Genomic DNA, 19,754 nt, shown 5'->3' on the forward strand with positions numbered 1-19,754 from the left:
GGCGCACTCCTGCGGGTGAAAGTCCTGCCGCGAGCTGACCACAGTGAGCGAAGTGAAGCGCAACTGCATGAGGGTAACCGAGTGTGGGAAGGAAGCGTGGATCGTAAATCATGAGCCGAGGAACACGAATCGCATAGAAGGCGTTGCCGATCAGGGCGAGCGGGCCATGAACCGCAAAGCTCTTGTGGTCAAGGAGAGGTGGCGTAGATGCGGCGGTTGTGTGATGAAGGAGTGCGGCCCTTACCTGGGGACGCCCCGCCTTGTGCCTGAAAGGGCGACGAAAAAAAAATCGGAGCGGGGTCTCAGCAGAGGTCATAGTAGTTGGAGGTAGCGCTGGGAAGGCTCGACTCCGCCGACGAAGGACCGAACGAGTAGGAGTGAATCCGATATGTCGATGCAGAAGGCACAGCGTCAGATGCCCGCAAACGCGGGGCGGGAAGCCGTAGGGCAAGGTGAAGCCATGCTCGATGCTTTCAGCGACGAAGCGTTCTGCCCGCGGCATGCAACCGGAGGCACGGGGTCAGCGTTGCTGCAAGCGGCGCTGACGACAGAGAACCTGCGGCGGGCGTTCAAGCGTGTGCGTGCCAACAAGGGAGCGGCTGGCGTGGATGGACTGGACATTGACCAGACCTCGCGTCTGCTGGCAACCGAGTGGCCTCACATACGAGAACAACTGTTGGCAGGGACGTACCGGCCCAGTCCGGTACGTCGGGTGACGATTCCGAAGCCCGACGGTGGCGAGCGCGAGCTTGGCATCCCGACGGTGACGGATCGGCTGATCCAGCAAGCACTATTACAGGTGCTGCAACCGATCCTTGATCCCACTTTCAGCGAGCATAGCTACGGCTTCCGACCGGGCAGGCGTGCGCAGGATGCGGTATTAGCCGCTCAGGCATACGTCCAGTCCGGGCTGAGAATCGTGGTGGACGTGGACCTGTCGAAGTTCTTCGACCGGGTCAACCATGACATCCTGATCGACCGCTTGAAGAAACGCATCGACGACGCTGGAGTGATCCGGCTGGTCCGTGCCTATCTGAACAGCGGCATCATGGAGCATGGTGTAGTACAGGAACGGAACGAAGGAACGCCGCAAGGCGGTCCATTGAGTCCGCTGCTTGCCAACGTCATGCTCGATGAAGTGGACAAGGAACTGGAACGGCGCGGCCATCGCTTTGCGCGCTACGCCGACGACGCGAACGTCTATGTTCGTAGCGTGCGTGCGGGCCAGCGGGTGATGAGGCTGCTGCGGCGCTGCTATGCCAGACTGCACCTCGTGGTCAACGAAGGCAAGAGCGCCGTGGCCAGCGTCTTTGGCCGCAAGTTCCTCGGCTACAGCCTGTGGGTGGGGCGTGGGGGCGAAGTCAAACGCAAGGTGGCGGAAAAGCCGTTGCAAGCGTTTAAACAACGCATCAGGGAGCTAACCCGCCGATCTGGTGGGCGTAGCATGCCGGATGTGGTGCAGGGACTTCGTTCCTATATGCTGGGTTGGAAAGGGTACTTCCAGTTGGCGCAAACCCCAAAGGTATGGCGCGGACTCGATGAATGGTTGCGGCACAGGCTGCGGGCTATCCAGCTCAAGCACTGGAAGCGCGGAAGCACCATGTATCGGGAGCTCCTTAAACTTGGGGCTTGGCCGTCGGCAGCGAGGCACGTAGCGGCGAACAGCCGCCGCTGGTGGCACAACAGCGATAGGTTACTCAAAACAGTGATGACTATCGGCTATTTCGACCGACTCGGTGTACCTCGCCTGTCTTGACCTCAACTACTCGAACCGCCCGGTGCGGACCCGCATGCCGGGTGGTGTGGCAGGGGAGCGGCCCTCAGGGCCGTCCCCTATGCCGATGGCGTTCCCTTCGCACGAAGGAGTCGCCCGGCCCACCAAGCCTGGAGCGGGACGGCGCACCATGTCCGCCATGACCCGCCCGGGACCGCCAAGCTGGAACAGGATGCTGCCGGCCCGGACCGGCCCGGCCCGGACCGGCCGCGCAGGCGCCGCAGCGCGCCAAGGCCGGCGAGGCCGGCGAGCAGCATCGCCGCGCTGCGCGGCTCCGGGATGGCGGGGATCAGGTCGAGCCGGATCGAGCGGCAGTCTTGCGTCGAGCCAAAGCAGGCCGTGCCCAGGATCTGGCCGGCATCGTTGATGTCTTCGGCCTCGGTCACCGTCCAGCCGGGTTCGGGAACGATCAGGTCGTTCAGGTCGATGGTGCTGCCATCGGCATACAGGAATGCATGCGTGAGGTCCGAATCGAAGCGGCCGAAGTTGCCCACGATGTTCCCGTCATTGTTGATCCCGCGCGCCGTGCCGACCGGACTGAGCGCGAGCGTGCCGGCATCGTTGATGTCGTACACGACGCCCAGCGGCTCGCCGCCGGGGCCGAACAGCTGGCGCAAGCTGCCGTCCCGGTAGAGAAAGGCGCGCGGCTCGCCGCGTGGCGCGTCGACTGCGGGCAGGGCGGTGGCGCCCACCACCTGGCCTTGCTTGTTCAAGCCGTAGGCGTCGCCCTGGTCGCCGCCGAAGGTCCCGATGGCCGTCATGGTGCCGCCGCTGTACAAGAAGGCGCGTGAGCTGTCTCCCGGAAAATTACCGGCAGTACCGGCAACTTCGCCCCGGTCATTGATGGCATGCGGGATGGCGTAATTCAGGCCATCCGGGCGCCCGATGTCGCGTATTTGCCCTTGGGAATAAATGAAAGCGCTCGCATCGGGATAGCTGAAGTAGCCCGCCGCCTCGCCGCGATTATTGATCGCGGTGGCCTGCACGCCCGGCGTGAGGAGGCTCAGGTTGACGATGCCCTCGTCGCTCCAGATCCAGGCCTGGTTCTCTTGCGTATTGCCGACGATCTGCCCGGCATTGTTCATGTCCGAGGCCGTGAAGCCCGACGGCAGGAAGGTCACCGAATAGGCGGGAGCGGCCGGGGGCGCCGCGGGGACGGGTGACGCGAATGCGGGGCAGGCAAGTGCGGCGAGCAAGGGTAGTAAGCATGCATGCTGGCGGATCTTCATGGTCATCCCCCGATTGATTGATCTTTGCCCAGAATGCGCCGGGAGCTGCCTGTCGAGTTGATCTATCTCAGACGTGCGCCGGCGGCTTGCCCGAGGATGCTCGCGGCGTGCGGGTGCGGCGGCGGGATCTTCCTCGCTGGCCGTTTCGCGGGATATTGATGAATCTCAATAATTAAGGCATAATACAGGCCATCGGGAGGTTAGCTCAGGGGTAGAGCACTGCATTCACACTGCAGGGGTCGCAAGTTCGAAACTTGCACTTCCCACCAGAATATGAAAAGGCCCGCAGCGGAAACGTTGCGGGCCTTTTTGCCGTCGATCGCGCGCTCAGGACGCCACGGCCCGGCGCAGGCGGCGGCTGCCGAACAAACCGAGGATCCCCAGGCCGAACAGGGCCAGGGTCCGCGGTTCGGGTACCGCCTGCCCGTTCTGCTGCTGCACTCCCTGCAAGAACCCGGTCGCGCCGCTGCACGGCAGGCCCGTGGTCCAGCCGCAGCCGGCGCCTTCCATGCCTTCGTCGCTGTTGGCGTCCAGCACCGTGAACAGCGCGCCCGAGGATTGCAGCATGATGTGGCTGTTCTGGTCGTTCGCGTGGATCCAGCCGCTCAGGTAGCCGCCGGCTTCGAAGCGCAGTTCCATGTCCAGCATGCCCAGGCCAGACCGGAACTGCTGCTCCTGCGGCCGGTAATCCATCGGCATGCCCATGCCGGGGAAGGCGTACTGGAACGCTACCAGGCCCAGCTCCGGATAGGAGGGCGCGCTGTCCATGTAGGGCAGTTGGAAGCTGAAGCTGCCGCTGTCGACGGCTTGTCGGGTGAATTCCAGTTTCAGCGCGAAGTCCAGCGGCGGGTTCCCGTCCAGCGGGCGCCATTGGTACACGACGCCGGCGTGGCCGGTGAGCGGCACCAGCAGGCAGGCCGCGGCAGCGATCAGGGATGCGAGTTTCATCGGCGTCTCCAAAAATTGCATTATTACGAACGTGCAATTTCCCTGACGCACGATTGCGCCTTTACGGCTTGACCGGGATATCCTGCTCCGCGCGCAACCAGCTGAACAGCACGGCCATCATGAAGGGGCCCACGAACAGGCCGATCACCCCGAGTGTCGACACGCCGCCGAGCAGGCCGAACAGCACGGCGAGGAAGGGCAGGTTGACCCGGTGCCCGATCAGCTTGGGCCGGATGAACTTGTCGACCATGAACAGTTCCACCGCGCCCCAGACGAACAGGCCGAGCGCGGCGCCGGCATTGCCCTGGCCGAGCAGGAGCAGCGAAACCATGGTGAAGGACAGCGGCGCGCCGCCGGGGATCAGGGCCAGGTAGCCGGTCAGCACGCCCAGCATCGCGGGTGCCGGTGCGCCGGCGATGTAATACGCCAGGCCCAGCACGATTCCTTCGAGCAGGGCGATCGAGCACAGCCCGAGCGCGGTGCCGCGTACCGACAGCGGCAGGATGCGGCGCAGCTTGCCGTACTGGGCCGGCAGCAGGCGGCTGCCGGCGCTGTCGACGTAATGCACCACCGCCGGGCCGTGCAGGTAGAGCACGAACAGGGTCAGCAGGGTGAGGAACAGGTATAGCGCATTGGCGAGGATCACCGAACCCCAGAACCGCGCCGCGCCGGTCAGGTGCGGCATGACGTCGCCCAGGGTGGTCTGGATCAGTGCGTTCAGTCCGCCGGGTACGGCGAGGTGCTCGGTCCACCAGGCCAGGATGCGTTCCGACACCAAGGGGACGGTGGCCAGCCAGGCCGGCGCCGGCACGCCGACTTCATTGAGTTCGGTCAGCAAACGCTGCAGGCCGACCAGTTCGTTGCCGAGCGCTTTCACCAGCAGCAGCGAAGGGCCGAGGAAGCACAGGATCAGCAACGCGACCAGCAGCCCCGCGCTGGCGGCGCGCGGCAGGCCGCGTGCCTGCAGGTGCTGGTGCAAGGGCCAGGTGATGACCGCCAGCAGGCCGGCCCAGGCCAGCGAGCCGAGGAAGTGCTGCAGCAGCAGCGCCAGCGCGGCCGCGAACAGCACCGGCAACACGAGAGACGAGTAGCGCATCCTGGCCGGGCTCCTGGGGTTAGGCGGGCACGGCGGCGTGCCGGAGGGCGGCGATGCGCTCCTCGCACGACGGGTGGCTGCTGAACAGCGACATCATGCGGCCGCCGGCAATGCCCGCCGCGGCCATGTTCTTCGGCAGTTCGCCCGGCTGGAAGCCGCCCAGGCGCGCCAGCGCATCGATCATCGGGCGCGGCGTGCCCAGGATGGTGGCGGCGCCGCGGTCGGCGCGGTACTCGCGCTGGCGCGAGAACCAGGCCACGATGATGCTGGCCAGGATGCCGAACAGGATGTCGCAGGCGATCGCCGTGACGGTATAGGCGATGCCTGGGCCGCTGGCGTGCTCCTCGTCCTTGCGCAGGAAGCTGTCGACCGCATAGGCGACCAGGCGCGCCAGGAAGATCACGAAGGTATTCACCACGCCCTGGATCAGGGTCAGCGTGACCATGTCGCCGTTGGCGATGTGCGCGACTTCATGCGCCAGCACCGCTTCGACTTCGTCCTGCCTCATCGCCGACAGCAGGCCCGTGGAGACCGCGACCAGCGCGGCGTTCTTCGAGGCGCCGGTGGCGAAGGCGTTTGGTTCGCCCTCATACACCGCGACCTCGGGCATGGCGATGCCGGCATGCCGGGCCTGGGCGGCGACCGTGGCCAGCAGCCAGGCTTCGGTCTGGTTCGACGGCTGCCGGATCACACGCGCACCGGTCGACCACTTGGCCATCGGTTTGCTGATCAGGAGCGAGATGAAGGCGCCGCCGAAACCGATCAGGCCGGCAAAGGCCAGCAGCGCGCCGAGATCCAGGCCATTCGCGCCGAGGAAGCGGTTGACGCCCAACAGGCTGGCCGAGATGCCCAGCACCAGCATGATGGCGAGGTTGGTGGCGACGAGGAGGACGATACGTTTCATGGTTCCGGTGTGCGTTGATCGATAGCGGCAGGAGTGCAAGCCCGCGGCTGCGTGGCCGCGTCTGCTCATGCATAAGGATAATGCACCCGGTGTTCCGGGAAAAGCGAAGAATTCAGAAGCATTACTTCAGAAAACCGGAAGCAATGCCGGAGTGGCCGCGGTCTTGCAAGCGCGCGGGCGCGCGCCGGGCGCGGCCGTGCGGGTCTCAGCCGTAGTCTCAGCCGTGGTCTCAGCCGTGCAGGTCGTCGTCGTTCAGGGCGCCGTTGACATACAGGCGCAGGAGGATCGCGACCGGCGGCGGGATCAGCACGCCGGTTTCGAAGCGGCTGCCGCTCGACTGGGTGACCCCGAAGCGGCTCCAGAATTTCTCCTGGCTTTCGCGTTTGCGGATACGCAGGCGGCGTAGTTCGTGCGGCGCTGCCGGCCAGGGCGCGTGCTGCGACGGCGCCTCCACGACCGCGCCGATACCGTCCGCGTCGACACCGAATTCTTCGTCCATCATTTTGCCAGCCATCGATTGTTCCTTCCGTTCGCCCATGTCAAGTCTCGCCGGCGGCCCTGCGGACCGCACCGAAGACCTGATCGTAGCTGGAAAGGCATGCGCCAAGGCTCACGAAAAATCACGCGCACACACTTTTTGCACATTGCGCCGTTGACGCAGGCGCCGGCAGGGCCTGCCTCGAGAGGGGGGGGCAAGCGCCGTTCGGCCGCCCCGGCAGGTGCGAACCCGCCGGGGGCCATCGGCAGGGCAAACTCGGGTATGATTGGTAGTTTCTTTCTGACATCATATTTGCCGGGCGATGAACTCCAACACCGAACCTGCCGGCGCCGCCGGCGCCTTTGCCGCGCGCGTTCTCAAGCTGGTCGACTGCGGCCTGGTCGTGCTCGACGCCGGCCAGGAGATCGTACTGTGGAACGGCTGGATGGTGCCGCGCTCCGGCTACGCCGCCGCCCGGGTGTGCGAGCGGCCGCTGTTCGAGGTGTTCCCCGAATTGCGCGGCTCGCGGGTCGAGTCGGCAGTGCTGGCGGCGCTTGCCGAGGACATCGCCACGACCATCCCGGCGTCCGCCGGCCGGGCGCCGTTCCCCTTGCGCGAGGCCGGCAGCTTCGACGGCGCCCGCATCGAACAGGCGGTCAGCGTCACGCCCTTCAGCGAAGACGGCGAACGTTTCTGCCTGGTCGAGATCCGCGACGTCAGCGGCACCGTCGACCGCGAACGGCGCCTGCTCGACCACGCCGAGGCGCTACGCGCACGTTCCTACGTCGACGGCCTGACCGGGATCGCCAACCGCCGCCACTTCGACGTCGCGCTCGAGCGTGAACTGCGGCGCGCCCAGCGCAACGGCAGCGCGCTGTCGCTGCTGCTGATGGACATCGATTCCTTCAAGGCCTACAACGACCACTTCGGCCACCAGGAGGGCGACGCCTGCCTGACCACGGTGGCGCAGGCGCTGGCCGCCATGTGCAAGCGCCCGGCCGACGTGGCGGCGCGCTACGGCGGCGAAGAATTCGCGGCGATCCTGCCCGATACCACGGCGGGGCAGGCGCGCGCCCATGCCAATGCGATCCGCGAACACGTGGCCGGCCTGAAGCTGCCGCACGCGCCGGCGGCGGCGCGGCCCCACGTGACCCTGAGCATTGGCGTGGCGGCGTTCGACAACGAAGGGCTGGACGCAGCGGGGCCCCTGATCGAGGCCGCCGACCAGGCCCTGTACGCCGCCAAGCGCGGCGGGCGCGACCGCGTGCTGGTGCACGGCGACGCGCCGATCGCGGGCCCGGCCTGAGCCGCGATCCGCGCTTCGCACGGCGGACCCACGCGTGCGCCAGGCCGGCGCCGATCCTGTAGAATTGCTCCAGAGTAATTGACGGAGCGACCGCGCGGGCGGCATGGCCCGCGCCCGGCCCTGCAGAGCCGACAGCGCCATCCGGGCCCTGCCGCGGACACCAAGGAATCCACGACCCCATGTTGATCGGCCATTACGAACCAAGCCTGGTGCTGCTCTCGATCCTGGCCGCGATCTTTGCCTCCTACACCGCCCTGAGCCTGGCGATGCGGGTGAGGCAAGCGCAAGGCCTGGCCCGGCGCGCCTGGATGGCCGGCGGCGCCTTTGCGATGGGCAGCGGCATCTGGGCGATGCACTTCATCGGCATGCTGGCCTTCCGCCTGCCGCTCCCGCTCGCCTACGACCCCGTGATCACCTTCGTCTCCTGGCTGCTGCCGGTGCTGGTCTCCGGCCTGGCCCTGTGGCAACTACGGCACCGCCTGCCGAGCGGGCGCCACCTGGCCTGGGGCGCGCTCCTGATGGGGCTCGGCATCAATGCGATGCACTACACCGGCATGGCCGGCATGCGCATGGATCCGCCGGTCACCTATGATCCCTGGCTGTTCCTGCTGTCGGTCGCGATCGCGATCGGCGCCTCGGCCGGCGCGCTCTGGATCGGCTTCAAGCTCAGCCAGAGGGTGGGGCACCCGCGCCTGCTCCAGCTGGGCGCCGCGACCGTCATGGGCGCTGCGATCGCCGGCATGCACTACACCGGCATGGCTGCCGCCCGCATCGAGGCCGGCAGCGTATGCCGTGCGGCCGGCAATGGCGTCAACCAGGACCACCTGGCGATCCTGGTCGCGGTGGCAGCCTTCGCGGTGCTCGGCATCGCGCTGCTGGCCGCGGTGTTCGACGCGCGGCTCGCAGCGCGCAACCGCAGCCTGGCGGCCTCGCTGGAGACGGCGGCCGAGCGCCAGGAACTCTACCTGCGCGAACAGAAGGCGCGGGTCGAGGCCGAGCACCTGAGCCAGCTGAAGGACGAGTTCCTGGCCACCCTGTCGCACGAATTGCGCACGCCGCTCAATGCCATGCTGGGCTGGTCGCAACTGCTGCTGCAGGGCGCGCGCGACGAGGCGATGCTGCACCGCGGCCTGGAAACCATCGAACGCAACGCGCGCGCCCAGTCGCAGCTGATCGAGGACATGCTGGACATGAGCCGCCTGATCGCCGGCAAGATCCGGGTGGAACCAAAAGTGGTGCCGCCGGCGGAGTTCGTCAACGCCGCGCTGGAGACCGCGCGCCCGGCGGCCATCGGCCGCCAGATCCGGCTGGTGGCGGAGGTCGACTACGACGCCGGCCCGGTGCTGGGCGACCCGGGCCGCATGCAGCAGGTGATGACCAACCTGGTCTCGAACGCAATCAAGTTCACCGAGCCGGGCGGGCGTGTCGCGGTCAGCGTGCGGCGCGAGGGCATGGCAGTGGCGATCGACGTCGCCGACTCCGGCATCGGGATCGAACCCGAATTCCTGCCCTACGTGTTCGACCGCTTCCGCCAGGCCGACTCCTCGTCCGCGCGGCGCCACGGCGGGCTGGGGCTGGGCCTGGCCATCGCGCGCCAGCTGGTCGAGCTGCAGGGCGGCACGATCACGGTGGCGAGCGGCGGGGTCGGGCGCGGCGCCACCTTCACCGTGCACCTGCCGATCCGGCCGGACGGCGCAGTGCCGGCGCCGACGCCGGCGGCCAGCGGTCCGGTCGAGGACGGCGCGCCGCGCGCGGGCAGCCTGGCCGGCCTGGCGGTGCTGGTGGTCGACGACGAACCCGACTGCCTCGAACTGGTGCGGCAGGTGCTGTCCGAGACCGGCGCCCGGATCCTGACCGCCATGAACGCCGAAGACGCGCTGCACCTGGCCGAGCGCCAGCTGCCCGACCTCCTGATCAGCGATATCGGCATGCCCGTGGTGGATGGTTGCGAGCTGATCAGGCGCATCCGCGCCCGGCACGGCAGCGCCCTGGCGCAGTTGCCGGCGATCGCCCTGACGGCCTTTTCGCGCCGCGAAGACCAGCAGCGCGCGCTGGAAGCGGGATTCGACGACTACCTGGCCAAGCCGCTGCGGCCGGCGGTGCTGCTGCAGGCGGTGACCGGCATGGCGCGGCGCACCGCGCACGGCCGCAACCTGGCCTGAATCGTCGCGCGCCCGCGACCGGCCGCGCCGGCCCGGCCTATTGGGCCGCTTGCAGGCGCATGTCCGGCAGCACCAGGTGCAGCCGGAGCCTGCCTTGCTCGCCGCTGCCCTGGCCGGCGGCGCGGCCGGCGCCGCCCTCGACACCTTCCACGCCTTCCACGCCTTCCACGATCAGGCCGCGGTTGCGCCCGGTTTCCTTGCCCTTGTAGAGCGCGCGGTCGGCCAGTGCGATCGCCTGCTCCCAGCCGAAGGCTTCGCCCGCGCCGGGCTGCAGCGAGACCGCGCCGGCGGTGGCGCTCACGTGCAGCGCGCTGCCGTCGTCCAGCACCACCGGCGCCGCCGCGATCGCGTTCAGGATGCGCTGTACCAGCAGGGGACGCTGGGCGTCGTCGACGCCTTGCGAATACACCAGGAACTCCTCGCCACCCCAGCGCAGCACCATGTCCGATTCGCGCACGACCTCGTTCAGGCGGCGGCCCACCTCGACCAGCACCGCGTCGCCGGCGGCGTGCCCATGCTGGTCGTTGATGCGTTTGAAGTGATCGATGTCGAGCAGGGTGAAGCAGTCGCCGGCGCCGGTGGCCGGCCGGCGCTCGCGCATCCGGTCGACGAACGAGCGGCGGTTGTACAGGCCGGTGAGCGGGTCGTGGGCCGAACGGTGCGCCAGTTCGGCGTTGAGTTCGGCCAGGCGGCGGCCGCTGGCCTGCGATTTCCGGTACAGCATGAACACGAAGCCGGACAGCACCAGGGCCAGCAAGGCGCCGAGCGAGGCCAGCGCCAGGCGCAGGTTGCGGTTGTGGATCTCTGCGTCCTTGACGGCGTTTTCCTGGCGCAGGCGCTCGATCTGGGCGGCACGCTCCTTGGCGTTGAATTGCTCCTGCAGTGCGGCGAAGGCCTTGTTGCGGCTCTCCACCGCCAGCGTCTCCTGGATCTGCTCGCGCTCGCGCACGGTCTGCAGCGCCTGGCGGTGCAGGCCGGCGTGTTCCAGCGCCTCGCTCTTCTCGGCCAGGATGTTCGAGACCGCCAGCATGGCGCCGGCCTTGCGCAGTTCCTGCGTGGTGCGGTCGATATGGACCGTGCCTTCCGCCATGCGGCCCTGGCCGAACAGGGCGAAGCCCAGGTTGGCGTAGACCATCTGGATGACGCTCTGGTCGCTTACCTGTTCGGACAGCGCGACCGCGGAGCGCGCGGCGCGCTCGGCTTCCCGGTAGCGCCGGCCCCTCAGGAAGGCATCCGAGACGTTGCCCAGCACGTTGGCCTCGATCCAGCGCAGGTCGTGCCTGCGCGCCAGCGCCAGCGCACGGTCGAAGGCGGCGTGCGCCTGCGGCAATTGCTTGAGCAAGACGTAGGCGCGTCCGTCCAGGAAGTGCATCAGGGCTTCGACCCGCGGCGCAATGGCCTCGTCCGCAGCGCCGGCATGGGCCGCGCGGTAGGCACGGGTGGTGTCGAGCGCCTTGCCGGCGTCGCCGCCGTTGACGTACAGTCGCGCCAGCGCCAGGCGCAGGTCGGCTTCGCGCGGACTCCACAGCGCCGGATGGCGCTGGACCAGTTCCAGGGCGCGCAGGTAATGGCCGAGCGCCCGGTCGTGCTGTCCGGTGGTGTTGTAGATCGCCCCATAGGCCAGTTCCGCATTCGCCTCGAATTCGGTACTGCCCAGCGCGCGGTACTCGCTGTTCAGGGATTCCAGCAGGGCCATCGCGGCGGCCGGGTCGTTGTCGTTGAGACGCTTGTGAACCCGTCCGAGGCTGGCCAGCGCCACCTGCAGCGCGTCCTGGCGGGCGGCGGCAAGGCCGATGATGCGCTCGTCCACCGCATAGGCCTCGCCCAGCTGGCCGGCATCGCTGTGGATGCGCCGCAGCAGGCGCAGGTAGCCGACCTGCGCGGCATAGGGGGCGTTTCCGGTGAAGGCGGCTTCCTGCTCCAGCAGCAGGCTGCGCGCCCGGGGATTGCTGCGTTCTGCCAGCTTGCCCAGTTCCAGCAGGCGTTGCTGCGCCGCGTCCGCATGTCCCGCAGCCTCGCCTGCGGCAATCGCATCCGGAACCGCGCCCGCCGATGCCAGCGCCAGCAGCGAGGCCGCGAGGGCCTTGCGCCAGCCGGGCATGGACGATCGGGATGCCTGGGGAATGGTCATCGTGCTCGGCTGGCTGCAAAGAGGTCAGGGGCGGCAGGGAGGCCGGCGGCTCGACGCCGCTTCCGTGCGGCAACACTTCGATTATGTTCCGTTGATCTATGGAAATCAAGCATCGGTGCAAGCGTCGAAGCGGGCTCGGGTAAATACGCAACGGCCGTGGTTTTTCGATTGAAGCAAAGGAATTAGTCGAGTTTCATCACTTTACTTTGATTCCGGACAACAATCTGGTGATAATGTCAGGTCTGTAGCTTGCAGAGACCGGTCAACGGCAGAAAGCAGGCTGCGGCAAGCAAGGCGACAGACGGTTCACGGGTCAGGCATGCGGTCGACCGACCGGATGACAAGGCGCTACCGCGGCATACCATGCAGCGGCCAATAAAAGACGCGGAACCATACTATTTATTGATTGGAGAACAAGTAGTGAGTCTTTTCAGAACCAAGAATCTCGACACGATGGTCGCAGCGGCCCAGAAGCCGGGCGGCCTCAAGAAAGTGCTGGGTCCGCTCGACCTGGTCATGATGGGCATCGGCGCCATCATCGGTACCGGTATCTTCGTGCTCACCGGTACCGGCGCCGTCACCGCCGGCCCGGCCCTGACGCTCTCCTTCATCATCGCCGCCTTCGCCTGCGGCTTTGCCGCGCTCTGCTACGCCGAATTCGCTTCGAGCGTGCCGGTGGCCGGTTCGATCTACACCTACAGCTACTTCACGCTGGGCGAGATCGTCGCCTGGATGATCGGCTGGGACCTGCTGCTCGAGTATGGCCTCGCCACCTCGACCGTCGCGGTGGGCTGGTCGGGCTACTTCCAGTCGCTGATGGGCGGCTTCGGCCTGGTGCTGCCCGAGGCCCTGCGCGCGGCCCCGGGCGCCCAGCCGGGCGTGGACACCCTGTTCAACCTGCCCGCCTTCCTGATCATGATGTTGCTGACCTGGATCCTGTCGATGGGCGTGCGCGAATCGGCGCGCCTGAACAACGTCATGGTGATCATCAAGACCAGCGTCGTGATCCTGTTCATCGTGGTCGGCGTGAATTACGTCAAGCCCGACAACTGGCAGCCCTTCATGCCCTTCGGCTTCGGTAGCGTCATGAGCGCCGCCGCCCTGGTGTTCTTCGCCTTCATCGGCTTCGACGCCGTCACCTCGGCGGCCGAGGAAGTCAAGAACCCGTCCAAGGATCTGCCGATCGGCATCCTCGGCTCGCTGGCCGTCTGCACCGTGCTGTACGTGATCGTTGCCGCCATCATGACCGGCATCGTGCCATTCATGAACTTCAAGGGCGTGGACCACCCGGTGTCGCTGGCCCTGCAGTACGCCGGGCAGGACTGGGTCGCCGGCTTCGTCGACCTGGCCGCGATCCTGGGCATGAGCACCGTGATGCTGGTGATGGCCTACGGCCAGACCCGCATCCTGTTCGCGATGTCGCGTGACGGCCTGCTGCCGGCCAAGCTGTCGGAAGTGCACCCGAAGTACGGCACGCCGTATTTCGCCACCTGGCTGGTCGGCATCGTGTTCGGCATCCTCGCCGCGCTGGTCCCGCTCGGCGTGCTGGCCGAACTGGTCAACATCGGCACCCTGGCCGCGTTCTCGCTGGTGTCGGTGGCCGTGATCATCCTGCGCAAGAAGCGTCCCGACCTGCCGCGCGCCTTCCGCTGCCCGGGCGTGCCGGTGATCCCGGCGCTGGCCGTGGTGTTCTGCCTGACCCTGATGTCCTTCCTGAGCTGGCACACCTGGGTGGCCTTCGTGGTCTGGATTGCGATCGGCCTGGTGGTGTACTTCATGTATGCGCGCCAGCGCTCGCTGCTGAACAAGCAGTAAGCCCACGCCGACGGCAGCGTCGACACGCCCGGCACCGCAAGGTGGCCGGGCGTTTTTCATGGGCGCGGCCAATCCGCGCGACATGTTAAGCTGGCCTCCCGAGCTTGCCCGCGCTTGCCCGCGATGGGTGGCTTTTCAGTTTTCACGGAGACCGTTTCCATGAGCGCCATCGTGCTCGGCAAGGGCGACGCCCTGCTGATCGTCGACATGCAGAACGACTTCCTCCCCGGCGGCAGCCTGGCGGTGCCGCGCGGCGACCTGGTCGTCGCCCCGGTCAACGCGCTGGTCGACCTGTACCACGGCCGCGGCCTGCCCATCTACGCCTCGCGCGACTGGCACCCGGAGGACCACTGCTCGTTCTCCGGGCAGGGCGGGCCCTGGCCGCCGCACTGCGTGGCGCACTCCCCAGGCGCGGCCTTCAGCGCCGCGCTGCGCCTGCCGGACGAGGCGATCGTGATATCCAAGGCCGGCAGCGCGACCGAGGACGCCTACTCGGCCTTCGGCGGCACCGGCCTGGCGCGCGCCATGCTGGCCGACGGGATCGTCCGGCTGGCGGTCTGCGGCCTGGCCACCGACTACTGCGTCCTCAACACCGTGCTCGACGGCATCGAGGCCGGCTTCGAGGTGCTGCTGGTGCTGGAGGCGACGCGCGCGGTCGAGCTGGCGCCGGGCGACGGCGACCGCGCCATCACGCGCATGCTGGCAAGGGGCGCGGTGCCGGTGCGCCTGTCCGGCGGCCTGCTGGTGGCCGACGCCGCGCTCGGGGCGCGCCTCTAGGGGCGCCGGGCATCGGCGCGGCGCCAGGTGCGCACTGCCGCATGCTGCACCGTACGGATGAACCATTCCTGTCCCACTATTGTAATTTTGTAATCCCTTTCTTACATGCGCACAGGGCCGTTACCGATTCTACGGAACTGGACGGGCCCGGATAATGTCGGCATCGTCCTACCAGACTAATAATACGATCCGAGACCATGAATTCAATGCTGCTGGCCGAATCCGCCACCGCCACCGCCACCGCGCCCAGCGCTTCCGCCACCCGGGAGCGTTCGAAGCGCCTGTATTTTTCGCTGTACGACCACCCCGGCGCGCACGCCGACGCGGCCCGCGCCTACCTCGCCGACCAGATCGCCGCCGTGCAGGCGCTTCCCGCCGACCTGCCGGCCAACCCGGCCGAACTGTCGGCCTGGGTCGAGGAGCGCACCGACGCGGTCGGCCAGCAATACCGCGAATACCTGGCCGCGCGCAAGAACGGCGCCCCGCGCCGCTACTTTTCGTGCCGCGCCCATGCCCTGTACTTCATCAAGGCGGCCGCGCCCACCAAGCTGGTGGACGGCGCCTGGCTCTACGGCCTGCTGAAGCACTGGGACAACCCGGCCTACCACGAGCTGATCAAGACCTATATCGAGGAGCTGGGCGAGGGGGCGCCAAGCAAGAACCACGTCACGATCTATCGCAAGCTGCTGGCCACCCACGGCTGCGAAGGCTGGGAAAGCCTGAGCGACGAGCACTTCGTGCAGGGTGCGATCCAGCTGGCGCTCGGCCACCATACCGAGCACTTCCTGCCGGAAGTCATCGGCTACAACCTCGGCTACGAGCAACTGCCGCTGCACCTGCTGATCACCTCGTACGAGCTGAACGAATTCGGGATCGATCCCTACTATTTCACGCTGCACGTCACGGTCGACAACGCCGCCAGCGGCCACGCCCAGAAGGCGGTGCAGGCCCTGCAGCACCTGATGCCGCGGGTGGGCGACCGCGAGGCCTTCTACCGCCGCGTGCTGGACGGCTATCGCCTGAACGACATCGGTGCCGGCACCAACTCGTGCATCGCCGAGTTCGACCTGCAGGCCGAGCTGGTGGACATCCTCGCGGCCAAGAGCAGCGTCGGCCGGAACATGCACTCCGATTACTGCCGCGTGGCCGGCCGTTCGGTCAACGACTGGCTGGGCAACCCGGCCGCGGTCCCGGACTTCCTGTCCGCGCTGGAAACGGCCGGCTGGATCAAGCGCGGCGAAGCGGTCGAGAACAGCCGCTTCTGGCGCCTGGTGCACGGCGAGAAGGCCGAGATGTTCGGCGTCTTCAGCGCCTACGAGCAGCAGGTGCTGCGCGACTGGATCACCTCGACCCCGGACGGCGGACGCGCCGAGGGGCCGCGCGTGCTGACCTGGCGCGCGCGCCAGCGCACCCTGGACAATCTCGGCGCGCAGGTCGAGCGCAGTGCGCACTTCCCGGAGCGCGGCCTGATCCGCCGTCATCCGCGGCTGGAGGCGCCGGACAACGAACTGCGGCTGCTCGAGGAGCAGGTGGCGGCGGCCGCCGGCAAGCAGCAGGCGATGGAACTGCTGGGCGGCCTGATGTCGCCTGAGGTCCACCACACGGCGGTGGGCCTGATGGCGACCCGCATGTACACCCGCCTGTTCGACGCCTGACGCGGGCGGCCCGCGCGCCGCATACGGTATTTCCGCGTGCCGGGTTGCTACCCGGCACGTCCCTTACGACAACAAGGATCATTACGTGCAAATCCTGGAACAACGCTTCCTGCGCGGACCGAACGTCCACGCCGATTCCCCCTGCCTGCTGAGCGTGATCGACTTGCAGGAGCTGTACGGCATTTCTTCGAAAGACATCCCCGGTTTTAACGACGCCCTGCTCGGCGCCTTGCCTTCGCTGGCAGGCCAACTGCTGCCGCTCGGCCAGCGCGGCGGTTTCGCCCAGCGCCTGCGCGAGGGTACCTATCTCGGCCGGGTGATCGAGCAGGTCACACTCGACCTGCAGGCCCGGGCCGCGCATGGGGCGGCGTCGCCGGCGAGCTATGGCCGCACCCGGCCGGTCGCCGGCCGTCCCGGCGTATTCCGTATCGTCTGCGCCTACCAGTCCGAAAAAGTGGTACAGCCGGCCTTCGAGCTGGCGGTCGACCTGGTCACCGCGCTGGCGCGCGGCGAAGCCTTCGACCTGGCCCCGCGCCTGGAACAGCTGGGCGCGGTCGCCGCGCGCCATGCCATCGGCACCAGCACCGCGGCGGTGCTGGCCGCGGCCCACGAACGCGGCATCCCGACCCAGCGCATCACCGAGGACGCCAACCTGTTCCTGCTGGGCTGGGGCGTGAAGCAGAAGCGCCTGCAGGCCACCACCACCGGCGACACCAGCTTCATCGCGGTCAAGATCGCGGGCGACAAGCAGCTCACCAAGACCCTGCTGGCGGAAGCCGGGGTGCCGGTTCCCCAAGGCGCGGTCGTGACCACCCTGGATGACGCGCAGCGCGTGGCCGCCCGCATGCAGGGGGCGGTGACGCTCAAGCCGCTCGACGGCAACCAGGGCAAGGGCGTCACGGTCGACTGCCGCGCGCCGGAGGAGGTGGCGCGCGCCTTCGCGTTCGCGCGCCAGCACGGCCGCCGCGTGATCGTCGAACGCTTCGTCGAGGGCCGCGACTACCGGGTGCTGGTGGCGGGCGGCAAGGTGGCCGCGGCGTCCTTGCGGCGACCGGCCCATGTGGTGGGCGACGGCGTCGCCACCGTCCGCGAGCTGGTCGCGCGCGAGAACGACCAGCCGGCGCGCGGCGCCGGCCACAGCAACATCCTCACCAGGATCGCGCTCGACGAGCATGCCCTGGACGTGCTGCGCAAGCAGGGCTTCGACTTCGACAGCGTGCTCCCGGTCGGGGTCCCGGCCGAACTGCGCGGGAACGCCAACCTGTCCACCGGCGGCACCGCCGAGGACGTGACCGCCTTGCTGCCCGAATCGACCCGCAGGCTGTGCGTGCGGGCGGCGGGCAAGATCGGCCTGGACGTGGCCGGCATCGACATCGTCTGCCGCGACATCGCGCTGCCACTCGATGCCCAGGGCGGCGCGATCATCGAGGTCAATGCGGCGCCCGGCATCCGCATGCACGAGCACCCGAGCAGAGGCGCGCCGGTCGACGCGGGCGACGCCATCGTGCAGGGACTGATGGGCGAGTCGGACGGCCGCATTCCGCTGATCGCGATTACCGGCACCAACGGCAAGACCACGACCACGCTGCTGATCGGACACACGGTGCGCATGGCCGGCAAGGTCGCCGGCGTGACCACCACCGAAGGCGTGTTCATCGACGGCAAGCAGGTCGCCAAGGGCGACTGCACCGGCTACTGGTCGGCGCGCACCGTGCTCGGCTCGCCCGACGTCGAGGTGGCGGTGCTCGAGACGGCACGGGGCGGCATCCTCAAGCGCGGCCTGGCATTCGACCGCTGCGAAGTCGGCGTGGTGCTCAACGTCGCGGCCGACCACCTCGGCCTGGACGGTGTCGACACGGTGGAAGACCTGGCCCAGGTGAAAGCGGTGGTCGCCAGCGCCGCCGCCAGGGCGCTGGTGCTCAATGCCGAGGACCCGCTGTGCGTGGCCATGGGGCGCCGCGCCAAGCCGGAAGCGGAGATCGTGTACTTCTCGATGGACCCCGAAAACCCGGTGTTCCTGAGCCACCTGGAAGAAGGCGGGCGCGGCGTCTACCTGCAGGACAATGCGGTGGTGGTGGCGGACGGCCACCTGCACCAGGAACTGCTGCGGGTCGAGAGCATGCCGGTGGCCTTCGGCGGGCGCGCCCGCTTCAACATCGCCAACAGCCTGGCCGCCGCGGCGGCCCTGATGGCCACCGGCTTCACCAACATCCAGATCGCCACCGGCCTGTCGACCTTCGTGTCGAACGGCCGCACCAATCCGCTGCGCACGAACATGTTCGACATTCGCGGCGTGACCGTGATCGTCGACTACGCGCACAATCCGGCGGCCTACAAGGCCATGGCCGAGATGGCGCGCGCCCTGCTGCCGGCCCAGCTGGTCGGGATCGTCACCGCGCCGGGCGACCGCCGCGACGAAGACCTGCGCGAGGTCGGACGGGTGTGCGGCGAACGCTTCGACGAATTGGTGGTGTACGAGTCCCAGAGCCGCGGGCGCGAAGTGGGGGAGGCGGTCGACCTGATCCTCGAGGGCGCGCAGGAGGCGGCGGGCATGGGCGACACGCTGCACCGGGTGATCGAGGTCGGCGAGGCGATCCGCCACGGGCTGAGCCTGTGCCGTCCGGGCGACGTGCTGGTGTTCGCCTGCGGCTCTTCGCTGCAGGTGTTCGTCGATGCGTTGCGGGTCGACGATCCGGAAAGTGCCGACCTGGTGGCGGCGCAGGTGTAAGCCGGGCCGGCGTGATCAAGAGCGGCCCGCGGGCCGCTTTTTTCGTGGATCGATCAGAACAGGAACTGCAGCGCCAGGGTCCAGACGTTCGGCTTGAGGACATCCGGCTTCTCTTTGGGAAGACGCTCGTACTCGACGCTGATGGCGGTATTCGGGCTGATCGAATACTGCAGGCCGAAGGCGCCGTAGGCGCCGGTCTTGCTCTTGTTGCCGATGCCGGCGGAAGGCGCCGGGGGCAGGGACGGGCGACGGGTCTGGGCCACGCCGACCTTGCCGTAGACCGACAGCTTCTCGCTCAAGGGAAGGCTGGGTTTCACGGCAATGTACATGCCATAGCCGTTCCTGAAGTCCAGGGCGCCGCCTTCGATGGCGAGCTGCGGCCTGAGCTGGAATCCGGCGAAGACCTTGGGGCTGGCCCGGGTGGCGGCGCCGACGTAGTCGACACCGGAGACGCCCACGCCTGCATAGGCCCGCGGCGCGCTGCGCACCGGTTCGGCGCATGCGGTGCCGGCGGCAACGATGCCGGCCAGGAGTACGGCGACGACTTTCTGCATACCTTTTCCTTCCGATATTCGAGCCGGTCCGCTGTCGTGAGGAGCGGACCTGGTTACGGATGAGCAAGGTAACAGTAGAGAACTGACATGAAAATGCCAAATTGTAACGAAATGCAAAAGATCCGCCGATTCGTCCCCGCCTGCCCGGCTGTTTAAGGAAGGCTTAAGCGAAAACGCCCCGATGGGGCGTTTTCGCG

Annotated in this window: 14 protein-coding genes and 1 tRNA gene; 8 read left to right on the top strand and 7 right to left on the bottom strand. The window is 67.9% G+C overall.

All coding sequences use genetic code 11. The features are described from left to right. The first annotated feature begins 388 nt into the window (after nt 1-388). Nucleotides 389-1,756, top strand: a complete 1,368-nt coding sequence (gene ltrA / locus IM543_12085; GenBank protein ID QOY92382.1) for a group II intron reverse transcriptase/maturase — start codon at nt 389-391, stop codon at nt 1,754-1,756. A gap of 77 nt (nt 1,757-1,833) precedes the next feature. On the opposite strand, the gene IM543_12090 is transcribed toward ltrA, so the two are convergent. Beyond that, nucleotides 1,834-3,003, bottom strand: a complete 1,170-nt coding sequence (locus tag IM543_12090; protein ID QOY92383.1) for a hypothetical protein — start codon at nt 3,001-3,003, stop codon at nt 1,834-1,836. A 194-nt stretch (nt 3,004-3,197) separates the two neighbouring features. On the opposite strand from IM543_12090, the gene IM543_12095 reads away from it, so the two are divergent. Next, nucleotides 3,198-3,272 (top strand) — tRNA-Val (locus tag IM543_12095). 58 nt (nt 3,273-3,330) lie between these two features. On the opposite strand, the gene IM543_12100 is transcribed toward IM543_12095, so the two are convergent. The 4 genes from IM543_12100 to IM543_12115 all read right to left on the bottom strand — a co-directional run bounded on the left by IM543_12100 (nt 3,331) and on the right by IM543_12115 (nt 6,465). Next, nucleotides 3,331-3,951 (bottom strand): PEP-CTERM sorting domain-containing protein, encoded by a 621-nt coding sequence (locus IM543_12100; protein ID QOY92384.1) that lies wholly within the window; start codon nt 3,949-3,951, stop codon nt 3,331-3,333. A gap of 61 nt (nt 3,952-4,012) precedes the next feature. Next, the gene (locus tag IM543_12105; protein ID QOY92385.1) at nt 4,013-5,047 is read right to left on the bottom strand and encodes an AI-2E family transporter; all 1,035 of its coding nucleotides are present in this window, start codon (nt 5,045-5,047) and stop codon (nt 4,013-4,015) included. A 19-nt stretch (nt 5,048-5,066) separates the two neighbouring features. Beyond that, the gene (gene htpX / locus IM543_12110; GenBank protein QOY92386.1) at nt 5,067-5,951 is read right to left on the bottom strand and encodes a protease HtpX; all 885 of its coding nucleotides are present in this window, start codon (nt 5,949-5,951) and stop codon (nt 5,067-5,069) included. A 229-nt stretch (nt 5,952-6,180) separates the two neighbouring features. After that, nucleotides 6,181-6,465: a helix-turn-helix domain-containing protein gene (locus IM543_12115; GenBank protein ID QOY96835.1), complete on the bottom strand. Its 285-nt coding sequence runs from the start codon at nt 6,463-6,465 to the stop codon at nt 6,181-6,183. A 286-nt stretch (nt 6,466-6,751) separates the two neighbouring features. Here IM543_12115 and IM543_12120 point away from each other — a divergent pair, with 286 nt between their 5' ends. Both IM543_12120 and IM543_12125 read left to right on the top strand, forming a co-directional pair. Next, nucleotides 6,752-7,735, top strand: a complete 984-nt coding sequence (locus IM543_12120) for a sensor domain-containing diguanylate cyclase (protein ID QOY92387.1) — start codon at nt 6,752-6,754, stop codon at nt 7,733-7,735. A 179-nt stretch (nt 7,736-7,914) separates the two neighbouring features. Further along, complete coding sequence (locus IM543_12125) at nt 7,915-9,897, top strand: response regulator (protein QOY92388.1); 1,983 nt, start codon at nt 7,915-7,917, stop codon at nt 9,895-9,897. Between the two features lie 37 nt (nt 9,898-9,934). Here IM543_12125 and IM543_12130 read toward each other — a convergent pair whose 3' ends face one another. After that, on the bottom strand, nt 9,935-11,998 hold the full coding sequence (locus IM543_12130; GenBank protein ID QOY96651.1) for a diguanylate cyclase: 2,064 nt from the start codon (nt 11,996-11,998) through the stop codon (nt 9,935-9,937). A gap of 483 nt (nt 11,999-12,481) precedes the next feature. Between IM543_12130 and IM543_12135 the strand changes: the two genes are divergently transcribed. From IM543_12135 to cphA, 4 genes are all read left to right on the top strand, one after another. Continuing rightward, nucleotides 12,482-13,843 carry an amino acid permease gene (locus IM543_12135; GenBank protein QOY96652.1) on the top strand — a complete coding sequence of 454 codons (1,362 nt, stop codon included), beginning with the start codon at nt 12,482-12,484 and terminating at the stop codon, nt 13,841-13,843. 159 nt (nt 13,844-14,002) lie between these two features. Beyond that, nucleotides 14,003-14,620, top strand: a complete 618-nt coding sequence (locus tag IM543_12140) for an isochorismatase family protein (protein QOY92389.1) — start codon at nt 14,003-14,005, stop codon at nt 14,618-14,620. 197 nt (nt 14,621-14,817) lie between these two features. Then, nucleotides 14,818-16,275, top strand: coding sequence for an iron-containing redox enzyme family protein (locus tag IM543_12145; protein ID QOY92390.1), 1,458 nt, complete (start codon nt 14,818-14,820; stop codon nt 16,273-16,275). A gap of 85 nt (nt 16,276-16,360) precedes the next feature. Next, on the top strand, nt 16,361-19,003 hold the full coding sequence (gene cphA / locus IM543_12150; GenBank protein QOY92391.1) for a cyanophycin synthetase: 2,643 nt from the start codon (nt 16,361-16,363) through the stop codon (nt 19,001-19,003). A 53-nt stretch (nt 19,004-19,056) separates the two neighbouring features. Here the strand turns inward: cphA and IM543_12155 are convergent, their stop codons facing one another. Then, the gene (locus tag IM543_12155; protein QOY92392.1) at nt 19,057-19,557 is read right to left on the bottom strand and encodes a porin family protein; all 501 of its coding nucleotides are present in this window, start codon (nt 19,555-19,557) and stop codon (nt 19,057-19,059) included. Nucleotides 19,558-19,754: the final 197 nt, after the last annotated feature.

Origin of the sequence: Massilia sp. UMI-21, from assembly GCA_015277795.1 — a bacterium.
GTDB lineage: Bacteria > Pseudomonadota > Gammaproteobacteria > Burkholderiales > Burkholderiaceae_D > Telluria.